Annotated in this window: 14 protein-coding genes and 1 riboswitch; of the genes, 12 read left to right on the top strand and 2 right to left on the bottom strand. The window is 71.9% G+C overall.

The genetic code is table 11. The features are described from left to right. Positions 1-15 precede the first annotated feature (15 nt). The 3 genes from ACZ5PB_RS00480 to ACZ5PB_RS00470 are packed head-to-tail and all read left to right on the top strand — an operon-like array spanning position 16 to position 2,356. Positions 16-1,413, top strand: coding sequence for an aspartate aminotransferase family protein (locus ACZ5PB_RS00480; protein ID WP_468686515.1), 1,398 nt, complete (start codon positions 16-18; stop codon positions 1,411-1,413). 60 nt (positions 1,414-1,473) lie between these two features. Next, positions 1,474-2,094: a helix-turn-helix domain-containing protein gene (locus tag ACZ5PB_RS00475; RefSeq protein WP_468686513.1), complete on the top strand. Its 621-nt coding sequence runs from the start codon at positions 1,474-1,476 to the stop codon at positions 2,092-2,094. 1 nt (position 2,095) lies between these two features. After that, positions 2,096-2,356 carry a DUF6126 family protein gene (locus ACZ5PB_RS00470; RefSeq protein WP_468686512.1) on the top strand — a complete coding sequence of 87 codons (261 nt, stop codon included), beginning with the start codon at positions 2,096-2,098 and terminating at the stop codon, positions 2,354-2,356. 10 nt (positions 2,357-2,366) lie between these two features. Here ACZ5PB_RS00470 and ACZ5PB_RS00465 read toward each other — a convergent pair whose 3' ends face one another. Next, entirely contained in the window at positions 2,367-3,191 is an 825-nt protein-coding gene (locus tag ACZ5PB_RS00465; protein ID WP_468686511.1) for a tyrosine-protein phosphatase, read from the bottom strand. Positions 3,192-3,628: 437 nt separating this feature from the next. Next, positions 3,629-3,807: riboswitch (cyclic di-AMP (ydaO/yuaA leader) on the top strand. A 4-nt stretch (positions 3,808-3,811) separates the two neighbouring features. Here ACZ5PB_RS00465 and ACZ5PB_RS00460 point away from each other — a divergent pair. Both ACZ5PB_RS00460 and ACZ5PB_RS00455 read left to right on the top strand, forming a co-directional pair. After that, positions 3,812-4,879, top strand: coding sequence for a M23 family metallopeptidase (locus ACZ5PB_RS00460; protein WP_468686510.1), 1,068 nt, complete (start codon positions 3,812-3,814; stop codon positions 4,877-4,879). A gap of 244 nt (positions 4,880-5,123) precedes the next feature. Continuing rightward, positions 5,124-5,915 (top strand): SGNH/GDSL hydrolase family protein, encoded by a 792-nt coding sequence (locus ACZ5PB_RS00455; RefSeq protein WP_468686509.1) that lies wholly within the window; start codon positions 5,124-5,126, stop codon positions 5,913-5,915. An 18-nt stretch (positions 5,916-5,933) separates the two neighbouring features. Here ACZ5PB_RS00455 and ACZ5PB_RS00450 read toward each other — a convergent pair whose 3' ends face one another. Continuing rightward, entirely contained in the window at positions 5,934-6,803 is an 870-nt protein-coding gene (locus ACZ5PB_RS00450) for a carbohydrate kinase family protein (RefSeq protein WP_468688204.1), read from the bottom strand. Positions 6,804-7,096: 293 nt separating this feature from the next. Here ACZ5PB_RS00450 and ACZ5PB_RS00445 point away from each other — a divergent pair, with 293 nt between their 5' ends. The 7 genes from ACZ5PB_RS00445 (at position 7,097) to ACZ5PB_RS00415 (ending at position 13,788) form a co-directional block, all read left to right on the top strand. Further along, on the top strand, positions 7,097-7,876 hold the full coding sequence (locus tag ACZ5PB_RS00445; RefSeq protein ID WP_468686508.1) for an SIMPL domain-containing protein: 780 nt from the start codon (positions 7,097-7,099) through the stop codon (positions 7,874-7,876). A 210-nt stretch (positions 7,877-8,086) separates the two neighbouring features. Further along, a complete protein-coding gene (locus tag ACZ5PB_RS00440; protein WP_468686507.1) occupies positions 8,087-9,295 on the top strand; it encodes an MBL fold metallo-hydrolase in 1,209 nt (402 codons plus the stop codon). Positions 9,296-9,679: 384 nt separating this feature from the next. Next, positions 9,680-11,713, top strand: a complete 2,034-nt coding sequence (locus ACZ5PB_RS00435; RefSeq protein WP_468686505.1) for a sensor histidine kinase — start codon at positions 9,680-9,682, stop codon at positions 11,711-11,713. Positions 11,714-11,717: 4 nt separating this feature from the next. Then, positions 11,718-12,155 (top strand): roadblock/LC7 domain-containing protein, encoded by a 438-nt coding sequence (locus tag ACZ5PB_RS00430; RefSeq protein WP_389241479.1) that lies wholly within the window; start codon positions 11,718-11,720, stop codon positions 12,153-12,155. A gap of 2 nt (positions 12,156-12,157) precedes the next feature. Next, positions 12,158-12,529, top strand: coding sequence for a DUF742 domain-containing protein (locus ACZ5PB_RS00425; protein WP_468686504.1), 372 nt, complete (start codon positions 12,158-12,160; stop codon positions 12,527-12,529). Further along, on the top strand, positions 12,507-13,205 hold the full coding sequence (locus ACZ5PB_RS00420; protein WP_468686503.1) for a GTP-binding protein: 699 nt from the start codon (positions 12,507-12,509) through the stop codon (positions 13,203-13,205). The genes ACZ5PB_RS00425 and ACZ5PB_RS00420 overlap by 23 nt, the downstream gene beginning before the upstream one ends. Before the next feature lie 13 nt (positions 13,206-13,218). Further along, positions 13,219-13,788 (top strand): GAF domain-containing protein, encoded by a 570-nt coding sequence (locus tag ACZ5PB_RS00415; RefSeq protein WP_468686502.1) that lies wholly within the window; start codon positions 13,219-13,221, stop codon positions 13,786-13,788. Positions 13,789-13,816: the final 28 nt, after the last annotated feature.

Here is a 13,816-nt window from a genome sequence, read left to right as displayed (position 1 = left end):
AAGGAGAGTTGAGGGATGACCGAGGACGCGCCCAAGGGCTTCGACCTGGCCGGGCTGCTGGCCGCGCGCGGCGGCGAGCGGTACGAGCTGCACACGCGGTATCTCAACCACCAGCTGCCGCGCATGCTGCACACCATCGGCTTCGACCGGGTCTACGAGCGGGCCGAGGGCGCGTATTTCTGGGACGCCGAGGGCAACGACTACCTCGACATGCTGGCCGGGTTCGGGGTGATGGGCCTCGGCAGGCACCACCCGGTCGTCCGCAAGGCACTGCACGACGTGCTCGACGCGTCGCTCGCGGACCTGACCCGCTTCGACTGCCAGCCGCTGCCCGGGCTGCTCGCGGAGAAGCTCCTCGCGCACAGCCCGCACCTGGACCGGGTGTTCTTCGGCAACAGCGGCACCGAGGCGGTCGAGACCGCGCTCAAGTTCGCCAGGTACGCCACCGGCAAACCGCGCGTCCTGTACTGCTCGCACGCCTTCCACGGGCTGACCACCGGATCCCTGTCGGTCAACGGCGAGAGCGGGTTCAGGGACGGGTTCGCGCCGCTGCTGCCCGACACCGCGATCGAGATGGGTGATCTGGCCGCGCTGGAACGGGAGTTGCTCCGCGGCGACGTGGCCGGTTTCGTCGTCGAGCCGATCCAGGGCAAGGGGGTGCACGAGAGCCCGCCCGGATTCCTGCGCGCCGCCCAGGAGCTGCTGCACCGGCACAAGGCACTCCTGATCGCCGACGAGGTGCAGACCGGGCTCGGGAGGACCGGGGACTTCTACGCGTACCAGCACGAGGACGGGGTGGAGCCCGACCTGGTCTGCGTCGCCAAGGCGCTCTCCGGCGGCTACGTACCCGTCGGGGCGACGCTCGGCAAGGACTGGATCTTCAAGAAGGTGTACTCGTCGATGGACCGGGTGCTGGTCCACTCCGCCAGCTTCGGGTCGAACGCCCAGGCCATGGCGGCCGGGCTCGCGGTCCTCGCCGTGATGGAGGACGAGAACGTCGTCGCCAACGCCCGGCGGACCGGCGACCTGCTCAAGGCGCGGCTCTCCGAGCTGATCGGCAGGTACGAGCTGCTGCACGACGTGCGCGGACGCGGACTCATGATCGGTATCGAGTTCGGCCGCCCACAGTCGCTCAAGCTGCGCGGCCGGTGGACCATGCTGCAGGCCGCGCGCAAGGGGCTCTTCGCGCAGATGGTCGTCGTACCGCTGCTGCAGAAGCACCGGATCCTCACCCAGGTCTCCGGCGACCACCTCGAAGTGATCAAGCTGATTCCGCCGCTGACGGTGGGGGAGGCGGAGGTCGACCGCTTCGTCGCGGCCTTCACCGCGGTGATGGACGACGCGCACACCGGCGGGGGCCTGATGTGGGACTTCAGCAGGACGCTGGTGAAGCAGGCGGTCCTCAACCGGTGACTTTTTGCCTCAGAGGCAAGTGATTTGCCTCTGAGGCAATCCGTCTGGCCCAATGTAGGTATGACGCCACGCCTCGAAGAGGCGGCCGACGGCTCCGGCGGAAGTGCCGACGAGCTGCCTTCGGTCGCCCCCCACCTGCGGGAACTCCGCCGCAACAGCGGTTTCACGCTGGAGGCCGCGGCCCGCCGCGCGGGACTCTCCCCCGCGCACCTCTCCCGGCTGGAGACCGGACAGCGCCAGCCGTCGCTGCCGATGCTGCTGGCCCTCGCACGTATCTACGGTACGACCGTTTCCGACGTACTGGGGGAGACCACCGGCGAGCGCGACGCCGTCCTGCGGGCGGGCGACATGAGCGCGCGCGAGGCCGACGGCTGGACGTACCGGCAGGCGGGCGGTTCCGGACGGGCCATGCAGGCGCTGCGGGTGCACGTTCCGCACGCGGCGCAGCAGGATCTGGTGCGGGTCCATCCCGGGGAGGAATGGCTGTACGTCCTGGAAGGGCGGCTGCGGCTGGTCCTGGGGGAGAGCGTCCACCTCCTGGACGCGGGCGACAGTGCCCACTTCGACTCGCTCACGCCGCACCGGATCACCGCGGTGAACCCGGGCGGGGCCGAGCTGCTTTTCGTCCACACACTGATGCAGAGCACCGCTGCCGGTCTCTGCCTGCCCCAGGAGTCATGAGATGGCGGAGCTCACCGAGTCACAGAACGCCGCGATGGCCGCGATCGCCAGGGCCGCCGACGAGATGGCCCGCTCCGAGACGGCCGGTGACGGCAAGAAGGCCGACTGGAACGACGGTGCCGGCCGGTCGACCGGGGTGCTCGGCTTCGTGGAGGACCGGGCCCCGCGCGGCCTGGTCCTCCGGGTCTTCCTCTATGTCGCCGTCGGGCACGTCTTCGCGGCCTTCATCTACCTGCTCTTCACGCTGGGCGGCGAGGGCTGAGCGCGAGGGGTCACGAGGTGAGGCGCTCGCGCAGCGCCTCACGGGTGGCGGGGGAGAGGCGCAGGCCCTGGGTCAGGTACGTCTCCGTGTCGCCCCAGATCTCCTCGATGCCGGTGAACGCCGCGTCGAGGTATTCCACGCGGGCGTCGAAGAGCGGCGCGAGCAGGCCCATCACCTCGTCGTTCATCGCCTCGGGGGACGTGCTGCTGCGGCGGACCTTGTAGCGGCGGTGCGGGTCGTTCGACTTGAGGTAGTCGGCGGTGATCGCCTCCCGCCGGACCCCCACCGCGAGCAGCGTCACCGCGATGGCCAGACCCGCGCGGTCCTTGCCCGCCGCGCAGTGCATCAGTGCGGGGACGCTGTCCTCGGCGAGCGCGTGCAGCACCCGGCTGTGCTCGGCGGTCCGCTCCTCGATCATCCGGCGGTACGACTCGGTCATCCGGCGGGCGGCCTTGCCGTCGTCGAGGATCTCCCGCAGCTGGTCCATGCTCCCGTCGCGCACCATCCGCCAGAACTCCGTCCCGTCGGCCGGGTCGCTGAGCGGTATGTTCACGTTCCGCACGCCGGTGAGCGCGACGTCCGGGCCTTCCAGCTTCTGGTCGGCGGCGTTGCGGAAGTCGAAGATCGTGTGCAGGCCCAGGGAGTTGAAGAACTCGGTGTCGGGGCCGGTGGCGTGCGCCAGGTGGCCGCTGCGGAACAGCCGTCCGTACCGGGTCAGCCGCCCGTCGTCGGTCGGCAGGCCGCCCACGTCACGGAAGTTCCGTACCCCGGCGAGCTCGGGCTCCGCATCGGCGGACGACGACGGGGCGGGGACCTGCGGCACCTGCTGGGTCACGAGTGCTCCTCAAGGGTCGTTCGGTGTCGCCGGTCGCGATGGCCGACGAGGGCGCGTTTCGACGATACGACATGGCCCGACATGGATACCTCGGGCAACTAATGGGGATTTGTGCGGCACTTGAGGGCTTCGGGGGCCGGACGGACCGGCGTCGTCCGACCGAATTGAGTGCTTTGGTGAATGCTGAGGCTTTTGCGTGGGCGAGGTCCGGGTGCGGAGTGAGCAGGATCATAGGGAGCCGTGGCGCCCCTGCTGCCGAGGCGTCAAATGGCAGGCCAGGTACGGAAAACGGGCAGCGGGGCAGTTGTGGGGCGACGTGAAAATCATGGAGATGAGGTGCTCGCGGGAAGGAGAAGAAGGGAACGGCTTGTTCCGGCGGCCTCCACTCGCTTACGTTCACCGTCAACCCGGGTGGACCGCCGAATCCTGCCACCGCCCGGCCATCCGCACCCATATTTCTTCGTGTGGCAGGAGCGGGGGACCCAGGTAGTACGCCGGCACCGGAAGACGCGAGTCGACCGGAACGGCTTGGGGTGAAGCCGCGCTCGACGAGAGCGCGACCGGGCATCTCCAGCCCGAACCCGACAGCTCACCTCGCAGGCGCCGGAGAGGAATCCGTCATGCCTGCAAAGGGTAAGCACCGCCGACCGAAGCCCAGTTCCTCGCTCACCCGCGGTTTCGTCGCCGCCGGTACGGGCGGTGCGGCACTGGCCCTCCCGCTGATCGGCGCCACCGGCGCGCAGGCCGCCGAACCGGCAGCTGCCCCCGCCGCCGCACCGGGCCAGGCGGCCCGGTCCGTGGCCCAGCAGGCCCCCCAGATCCAGATTCCGCAGCAGCGCACGGCGGCGCCCGAGGCCGCCCCGAAGGCAGCCCCGGCGTCCGCGCCCAAGGCCGACTCCGCGCGCCAGGCCACCCGTACGTACTCCGTGGTCACCGGCGACCACCTCTCCAAGATCGCCGCGGCCGAGAAGGTGCGCGGCGGCTGGCAGAAGCTCTACGAGGACAACCGGACCGTGGTCGGCGGCGACCCGTCGCTGATCCTCCCCGGCATGAAGCTCTCGATCGGCGCGAAGGCCCCCGGCGGCGCGGCCGCCCCGGCCGCCGGTGCGGGACAGAAGTCCGCGCCCGTCGAGCGCAAGGCCGTCGAGCGCACCGAGAAGCGCAAGGAGCAGCGGGCCGAGCAGCGCCAGCAGCGTACGGAGAAGCGCAAGGAACAGCGGGCCGAGCAGCGCACCGAGTCGCGCACCGAGCCCCGTGGGCAGTCCAGCGGTTCGGGCTCGCGCAGCGGCTTCACCGCGCCCGTGCCGTCCGGCGTCTCCACCTCGTACCGCGCCTCCGGCGGCAGCTGGTCCAGCGGTTACCACACCGGCGTCGACTTCCGGGCCTCCTCCGGCACCTCGGTCAAGGCCGTCGGCGCGGGCACCGTCGTCTCCGCCGGATGGGGCGGCGCGTACGGCAACGAGGTCGTCATCCGGCACAACGACGGCCACTACTCGCAGTACGCCCACCTGTCCGCCCTGAACGTGCGCTCCGGCCAGAGCGTCTCCGGCGGCCAGCAGATCGGCTACTCCGGCTCCACCGGCAACTCCACCGGGCCGCACCTGCACTTCGAGATCCGCACCGGCCCCGGCTACGGCTCGGACGTCGACCCGCTGAGCTACCTGCGCCAGAAGGGCGTCTCGCTCTGACGCACGGGCCGGCGTACGGGCCGACGCACCGGCCGTCGCACGGGCACTGACCCGTACGGCCCCGTGCCCGCCACCCCTTCGTTCCGCCCCCGTACCGGCCCGGTACGGGGGCGGAACGCGTGCGGCGCGAGGCCCCCCTGCGTATTCCGGGTTGAATGAATCTTGACCGGTGGCATATCTCACCCTCCGTCACCCCCTCCCTACGGTGGCGTAGGTCACTTGCGGAAGTGAAGGATGTGTCGACGTGGCAGACGATTCGAGATCATTCAGCGCAGGCACCATCGGGTCGTACGCGGCGATCGGGGACAGCTTCACCGAAGGGGTCGGCGACCCCGGGCCCGACGGCGCGTACCTCGGCTGGGCCGACCGGCTGGCCGTCCTCCTGGACGACCGGGTACCCGAGCACACCTTCCGTTACGCGAACCTTGCCGTACGGGGCAAACTCCTCGACCAGATCGTGGCCGACCAGGTCCCCAGGGCCAGGGAACTCGCCCCCGACCTGGTCAGCTTCTGTGCGGGCGGCAACGACATCATCCGGCCCGGCACCGACCCCGACGACGTGGCCGAACGGTTCGAGAAGGCCGTCGCCGACCTGACCAACGCCGTCGGCACGGTCATGGTCACCACCGGCTTCGACACCCGGGGCGTCCCGGTGCTGCGCCATCTGCGCGGCAAGGTCGCCACCTACTCGGCGCACGTACGCTCCATCGCCGACAGGTACGACTGCCCGGTCCTCGACCTGTGGTCGCTCAAGTCCGTGCAGGACCGGCGCGCCTGGGACTCCGACCGGCTGCACCTCTCGCCGGAGGGCCACACCCGGGTCGCCCTGCGGGCCGGACAGGTGCTCGGCCTGGAGATCCCCGCCGATCCGGACGAGCCGTGGCCGGTGCTGCCGCCGCGCGGCACGCTCGAAGCGCGCCGCGACAACATCCAGTGGGCGCGCGAGCACCTCGTACCGTGGATCGGACGACGGCTGCGCGGCGAGAGCTCCGGCGACCACGTGGAGGCCAAACGGCCGGACCTGATGCCTCTCTGACGGAGAGTCAGGGGGTGATCAGGGGGTGAGTTGTTCGGGGCCGATCAGGGACGTGTTCCCGTCGACGGTGCAGGCGTAGGCCCCGGCCAGCGCGCCCAGCCGGGCGCACTCCTCCAGGGGGCGGCCGGACAGCCGCCCGTACAGGAACCCGGAGACGTACGCGTCGCCCGCGCCGTTGGAGTCCACCACCGGGGCGGGCGGGACCGTCGCCGGGACGTGGCGCGGGGTGCTGCCGCCGTCGCGGGTCAGCAGGTACGAGCCGCCCGCGCCCGCCGTCGCGACCACGGCCCCGGCCCGGCCCTCGCGCAGGATCTCCCGCATCACCTCGCCGATCCGCTCGCCCGCGCCCGCCGCACTCAGGAACACCAGGTCGGCCCGGAGCGCGAACGCCCGGTGGTGGTCGGCGACACCGTCCCAGTCGTGCAGGTCCGTGGAGAGCGGAACGCCCGACTCCACGATGTCGTCGAGCAGGTGGCGGGCGAAGCCCATGATCGACACGTGTGCGTGCCGGGCGCGCCGCAGATGGGGCAGGAAGAAGTCCCGGGGCATCCGCAGGTCCTCGGGGTCACGGGCGTCGTAGAACGACATCCGGCGGCCCGCCGGATCCACCAGGTTGACGGCCCGCCTGGTGCCGGCGGCCGACACGAGGGGCTCGAAGTCGACCCCGCCCTTGGCCATCCGCTCGCGCACCTGGCCGCCGATCCAGTCGTCGCCGATGACGTCCAGGAACTTCACGTCCAGCCCCAGTGCCCGGCAGCCCAGCGCCACGTTGCCGCCGGTGTGGCCCGGCCACTCGCGGATGGGGGCCACGCCGACGGAGTCCGCGAGCGGGACGGGCAGGGCGTCGACGCGTACGACCGTGTCCACACCGCTGCCGCCGATCACCAGGACGTCGAGACCGCCGTCGCCGTCCCACTGCCCTTGCTGCACCACAGTGCTCCCCTTCCCATGCCCCTGGTCTCCCCGACGGGCCCCAGTATGCGGGGTGCGGCCGGGGCCCGTGCCCGGGCGGGAGCAGGTGTGAAAAGGCCGTGTCACCGGCCCGCGAGGTGAATTTCGGTACGGCGGTGGGAGTGGCGCGGCCAGTGGGGGGCCGGGCGGTGCTGGGATGTCCCCGCTCCGTCGCGAGCCCGCTTCCGGGCCCGCCCGTCAGCCCGTCCCCCTCGGAAGGATCCGTCACCATGTCCGTCTCCCTGCCCCTGCCCTTGTCCCGGGCGTCCCTGCCCCTGTCCCGGGCCCTGACCGTGGCCGCGCTCACCGGTGGTCTGCTGGTCAGCGCGGCGCTGCCCGCCGCGGCCCTGTCCGGTGCGGCTCCGGCAGCCCCGGCGGCGGCAGCCCGGCCCGTGCCGTCCACGGTCACCGTCACCGGGGAGGGCGCTGCCGCCGCCGCCCCCGACATGGCGATCATCAGCCTGGGCGTCGAGACCACCGCCCCCACCGCCAAGGCCGCGCTCGCCGCGCAGGCGAAGGCCTCCGAGGCACTGCTCGCCGCCGTCCGCAAGCAGGGCGTCGCCGACCGCGACGTACGTACCGAAAGCCTCTCCCTCAACGCGGTCTACCAGCAGCAGAACGCCCCGTCCAAGGTGACCGGCTACCAGGCCGGCCAGAACTTCTCGGTCCGGGTCCGCGACCTGGCCCGTACCGGCGCCGTCGTCCAGGCGGCGATGGACGCCGCGGGCGAGGCGGGCCGCATCGGCGGCATCTCCTTCGACGTGGCCGACCCCACCGCGCTGCGCACCGAGGCCCGCAAGGCCGCCCACCTGAGCGCTCGCGCCAAGGCGGAGCAGCACGCCGAGCTCAGCGGCCGCACGCTGGGCCGTCTCGTCTCGATCAGCGAGTCGGAGAGCGGGCGCCCGCGCCCGGTGGCCATGCCGCCCGGGGCGATGGCCGACGAAATGCCCGTGGCACCCGGCGAGATCCAGGACGAGGTCATGGTGACGGCGGTCTACGAGCTGGACTGACCGCCACCGGAATAGTGCCCGGAGCGGGCATAGGGCGGGGCCCCGTCACGTTCTCGTAAGGCATCCCCCGGATGCGCCGAGGGCCGCGGTGGCCACCGCCGTCCGTTCCCGGAGCGACCGCGAACGTGCGTCCTCCGGTAACGGGCCCGTGTCCCCGACGTAGCACAGGGTGCACATAATGGAATGAACGACGAACCCCTTGGAGGTGCCGTGACCACTGCGGATTCCCCGCTGAAGCCATTGCGCGAGAAGCTGCGCGGGCTGCGGACCGCGGCGTTCGGAGCCGACGCGACAGGGGAGCGGATGGAGCGCATCCGCCGTTCGCCGAACTTCGCCGACGGCGTTTTCCAGAACCCCGAGGGCACCCGGAGCAGACCCAGTTCCAGCTCCACCCGCGAGCTGCTCTCCACCTACTTCCGCAAGGAGGAGCGCGTCCTGCGTTCCCCCGACGGCACCGTCCCCGTGTACGCGACCACGCTCGCCGACACCGCCGAGCCGCCGGTCTCGGGGCTCCGCATCACCTGGATGGGCCATTCCACGGTGCTCGCCGAGATCGACGGCAGCCGGGTGCTCTTCGACCCGGTCTGGGGCGAGCGCTGCTCCCCGTTCGACTTCGCGGGCCCCAAGAGGATGCACCCGACGCCCGTACCGCTGGCCTCGCTGGGCACGGTGGACGCCGTCGTCATCTCGCACGACCACTACGACCACCTCGACATGCCCACCATCAAGGCGCTGACCAGGACGGACACCGTCTTCGCCGTACCGCTCGGCGTCGGCGCCCACCTGGAGCACTGGGGCGTACCGACGGGCCGCATCCGCGAACTCGACTGGAACGAGTCCACCGAGGTCGCCTCACTCACCCTCACCGCGACCCCCGCCCGGCACTTCTGCGGCCGCGGCCTGCGCAACCAGCAGCACACCCTCTGGGCGTCCTGGGCCGTCGCCGGACCCGAGCACCGGATCTACCACAGCGGAGACACGGGCTACTTCGAGGGCTTCCGCGACATCGGCGCCGCGCACGGCCCCTTCGACCTCACGATGATCCAGATCGGCGCCTACAGCCCGCACTGGCCGGACATCCACATGACCCCCGAGGAGGGCCTGCGCGCCCACCTCGACCTCCAGGGCGGCAGCCCGCTGGGTGTCCTGCTCCCCATCCACTGGGGCACCTTCAACCTGGCCCCGCACCCGTGGGCGGAACCGGCGGAGTGGACGAAGGACGCGGCGGCGGACGTGGAGCAGCCGGTGGCGTTCCCCTGCCCCGGGGAGCCCTTCGAGCCCGCCGGGGCGCTGCCCGACGCGCCGTGGTGGCGGAGCGTTTCCTCGCCCGTCGTACGGCACTGGCGCACGGGAACCGGGGAGGCCGCGCGCGAGCAGGCGGCGGACCGGGGCGAACTCGCACCTGCGGCGGAGAGGTGAGCGGGCACCCCGCCGACGCTCACGGCGGCTGCTGGCGCTGACGTTGACGTACAGCGGGACGAGCTGAGCCGAGGCCCTGCCTTCCCCGATGTGGGGAGGGCAGGGCCTTTCGCGTTTCCCGTGTCCGGCAGGACTTTCGAACTCGCGTCCGACCCCTGCGACCGTTTTCGGGCGGTCGCTTTTCGTATCCCCGTACGACGCCTCATACCAGAGCGGGACCCCGCATGGGCAAGTTTGGCAACTGCCCATCACTCATGGAATGTTCCCGACTACTGTGAGTGCCCGGTGATCAACGGGGGCCCGCATCACCCGAGTTGAGCCCAGCCCTGACCAGGCGGGCCCCGCCATGCCGAATCCCTGGGGCCCCACGTACCGAGGACGCTGATGTCTCATCTTCGCGCACCCTCCGCGCGAGCAGACCGCCGCGAGGGCGGGCGGCACGGCCGGTCGGGGGTCCGCCCCCCGGTGGTGTCCGCTCCCGAGGCGCACGTACGTCCGCAGCTGCTCCGCGCGGCCGTACTGCCGGCGGTGGTCGTCGCCCTGAGCGGCGCGGGCGCGGTGCTCTACACCGTCCGCACGACCGGCACCCGGCCGACCCAGAGCTTATGGGCGGGGCTCGCTGTGGCCGCCGTGCTCGCCGCACTCGCCGTCGGCACCGCTGCGCTGGCCGCCCACCGCACCGCGCGCACCGTGTTCGCACGGTGCAACGAGCTGCGCCGCACCAGTGCGCGCAGCCAGGACGAGCTGCGCGCCGTGGTGGACCGGCTGCGGCGCGGCGAGAGTCCCGACATCCGGCGCACCGTGCCGCCGGGGCTCACCCGTACCGGTGACGAATTCGGCCTGCTGGAACAGGAGTTGGGCCGCGCCCACGACGCGGCGGTGACCGCCGTCGTACAGGCCTCCCAGTTCTCCAGCAGCGCCGGTACGGACCAGAAGGTCGAGGTCTTCGTCAACCTGGCCAGGCGGCTCCAGTCGCTGGTCCACCGCGAGATCCAGCTCCTCGACGAGCTGGAGAACGAGGTGGAGGACCCCGACCTGCTCAAGGGCCTCTTCCAGGTCGACCACCTGGCCACCCGGATCCGCAGGCACGCCGAGAACCTCGCCGTGCTCGGCGGGGCCATCTCACGGCGCCAGTGGTCCAACCCGGTCTCCATGAGCGAGGTCATGCGGTCCTCGATCGCCGAGGTCGAGCAGTACTCCCGGGTCAAACTCGTACCGCCGATCGACGGCACCCTGCGCGGCCACGCGGTCGCCGACATCATCCACCTGCTCGCCGAACTCGTGGAGAACGCCACGGTGTTCAGCGCCCCGCACACCACCGTGCTGCTGCGCGCCCAGTTCGTCACCGCGGGCCTGGCCATCGAGGTCGAGGACCGGGGGCTTGGCATGCCGGTCACCGAGCAGAACAAGATGAACGCCCTGCTCAGCGACCCCGACCAGGTCAATGTGCAGCACCTGCTCCAGGACGGCAGGATCGGACTCTTCGTGGTCTCCGCGCTGGCCCGCCGACACGGCATCGCGGTCCGCCTGCAGAACAACATCTACGGCGGAGTGCAGGCCGTACTCGTCCTCCCGGAGGGCCTGTTGGGCGGCGACCACGAAACCGCGGGAGCCGGTACGTCACGCCAGTCGGGCGGCGGAGTGCACGGAGGCGTGCCCGCCCAGTCGCAGGGCGACCGCCCCCCGATATCCGGTGCGGCGCCCGATGCACGGCAGCCCGGCCCGATGCAGTCCGACCCGCGGCAGTCCGCCCCGAGTCAGTCCGGCCCGATGCAGTCCGACCCGAGCCGGCCCGTACCGCCGGTGCACACGCACCCCGGCGGGCCGTCGCCCGCGCCCCGTGAGGAGCGGCCCAGGTCCACCGGGTCCCCGGCCGGGACGACGGGCAGCAGTCCGCTGCCCGTCCGGGGCGACCGGGCGGACCGGCCCACCCCGGCGGCCGCGGTGCCCGGCGTCACCCACGGCCTCACGGCACCCCCGGAGTTCGTGGTCCCTGCCGAGCCGGTGCACAGCGCGGCAAGGCCGCCCGCCGAGGGTGCCGTACGGGGCAGGGTCAGCAAGCCCCGCCTGCCCAAGCGGCGCAACCAGGAGAACCTCGTACCCCAGCTGAAGGACGGCCCCGCCCCGCGCAAGGACGACGAACAGCCCGCCCTGCACGACCCCGGACTGATGGCCGCCTTCCAGCGCGGCATCGACCTCGCCGAAGCCGCCGACGTACGGACCGAGGAGCCCCCGCACCCGGAGGGCGGCCTTCCGGGGCCCGGTACACCCGAGCGGCCTGTCCCGCCCGAGCTGCCCCGGCGTCACGAACTCCCCGAGCACCCCCGGGGTGCCGGACACCCGGGACGCGGAGCGGCCCCGGAGCAGACCGACGGCGCCCGCCCCGACGACACGAACTTCCCCACCCCCAAGGAGTAACCCCATGGTGAGCGATGCGCCGACCGGCCAGGCGGCCGACCTCGACTGGCTGCTCAGCGGCCTCGTCCAACGGGTGCCGTACACCCGCAGCGCCGTCCTGCTCTCCTCCGACGGACTCGTCAAGTCCGTGCACGGCCTCGACACCGACAGCGCCGACCACATGGCCGCCCTCGCCTCCGGGCTCTACTCACTGGGCCGCAGCGCAGGAATGCGCTTCGGCGACGGCGGCGAGGTCCGCCAGGTGGTGGTCGAGCTCGACTCGACGCTGCTGTTCGTCTCGACGGCCGGCTCCGGGACCTTCCTCGCCGTGCTCGCCGGGCGCGAGGCCGACGCCGCCGTGCTCGGCTACGAGATGGCGATGCTGGTCAAGAGCGTACGGCCGTACCTGGCGACGCCCGCACGGCAGCGGGCGGGCAGTGCGCCGAACGCCCCGGGGCAGTGACCGTGGCGGCCCCGAAGGACGGGCCCTGGCTCGACGACGCGGCCGGCCGGCTGATCCGCCCGTACACGGTGAGCAACGGCCGCACCCGTCCCACCGCCGAACTCGACCTGCTGACCCTGGTGATGGCCACCGGCACGGGCCTGCCCCTGCACCTCGGACCCGAGCACGCGACCGCGCTCGGGCTGTGCGACGACCCGATGTCGGTGGCCGAGATCGCGGCGCACCTGCGGCTGCCCGCGGTCGTCACCAAGGTCGTCCTCTCCGACCTGGTGGACTGCGGCGCGGTCCTCACGCACGCACCCGTCCTCCAACACACTCCGACCGACCGCGACTTGCTGGAGGCAGTGCTCGATGGTCTACGACGACAACTCTGACTACGGCTCCGGAATCGGGGACGACGGCTACGGGGGCGACGGCTACGGCGGCTGGGGCCACGGGGGCGGTGGCGGTGGCGACGTGCCGGGCCCCGAGAGCTTCCCCACCGCGTTGAAGATCCTCGTCGCGGGCGGCTTCGGCGTCGGCAAGACGACCTTCGTCGGCGCGGTCAGCGAGATCGACCCGCTCAGCACCGAGGAACTCCTCACCCAGGCCGGGGCCGACACCGACAGCCTGGAGGGCATCGAGAACAAGTCCATGACGACCGTCGCCATGGACTTCGGCCGGATGACCCTCGACGACCAGCACGTGCTGTACCTCTTCGGCACCCCCGGGCAGGAACGGTTCTGGTTCATGTGGGACGAGCTCTCCAAAGGGGCGCTGGGTGCCGTCGTGCTCGCCGACACCCGCCGTCTGGAGGACTGCTTCGCCGCCGTCGACTTCTTCGAGCAGCGCGGCATCGGATTCGTCGTCGCCGTCAACGAGTTCGACGGCTCCTTCCGGTACGAACCCGAGGAGGTGCGCGGCGCCCTCGACCTCAACCCCGGGATCCCGGTGGTGATGTGCGACGCCCGGCTCGCCAGCTCCGGCATCGCCACTCTCGTCACCCTCGTCAAGCACCTCCTCAACAACGCGCCCGCCGTCCCCACCACAGTCCACGGAGCCCACCCATGACGGGAGCCCACATATGACGTACGACAGGATCGGTCACCTGCTCCTCACTCCCGCCGACCGGGAAGGGCCCGAACGGGCGCGCAGGCTACGGCAGTTGGGGGTCGGAGGGCGGCCCGACCCGATACTCGACGCGTTCGCCGTCCGGCTCGCGCTGGCGGTCGGCGCCCCTTACTCCATGGTCAACTTCATCGACGAGAACCGGCAGTTCTTCGCCGGACTGCACACCCCGTCCGGCACCCACTCCGGCAGCGACCTCGGGGCTGCGGCCGCGGCGGGGCGGATCGGCCGGGCGATGGCCCGCGACCACGGCTACTGCCCGCACGTCGTCGCCCGGCGCAAGGCCCTCGTCCTGGAGGACGTCTGCGACTACCCGCGCTTCGCGGGCAACCCGGTCGTCGACGAGATCGGCATCCGCTCCTACCTCGGCGCCCCGCTGATCGACCGCTCCGGCATCGCGCTCGGCGCGATCTGCGTCGTCGATACCAAGCCCAGGCAGTGGGGGCGGGAGGGGCTGGAGACCATCAAGGCGATGGCGGTGGAGCTGATGGCGGAGATCGACCGGCGGGAGGAAGGGGGAATTTGAGGGCGGCGTCCGAGGGCGGCAGCCGGGA

It is taken from the genome of Streptomyces sp. NPDC032721, from assembly GCF_055579625.1.
Note: the sequence above shows the minus strand (reverse complement) of the source record. Positions and strands in the feature narration are given on the sequence as shown.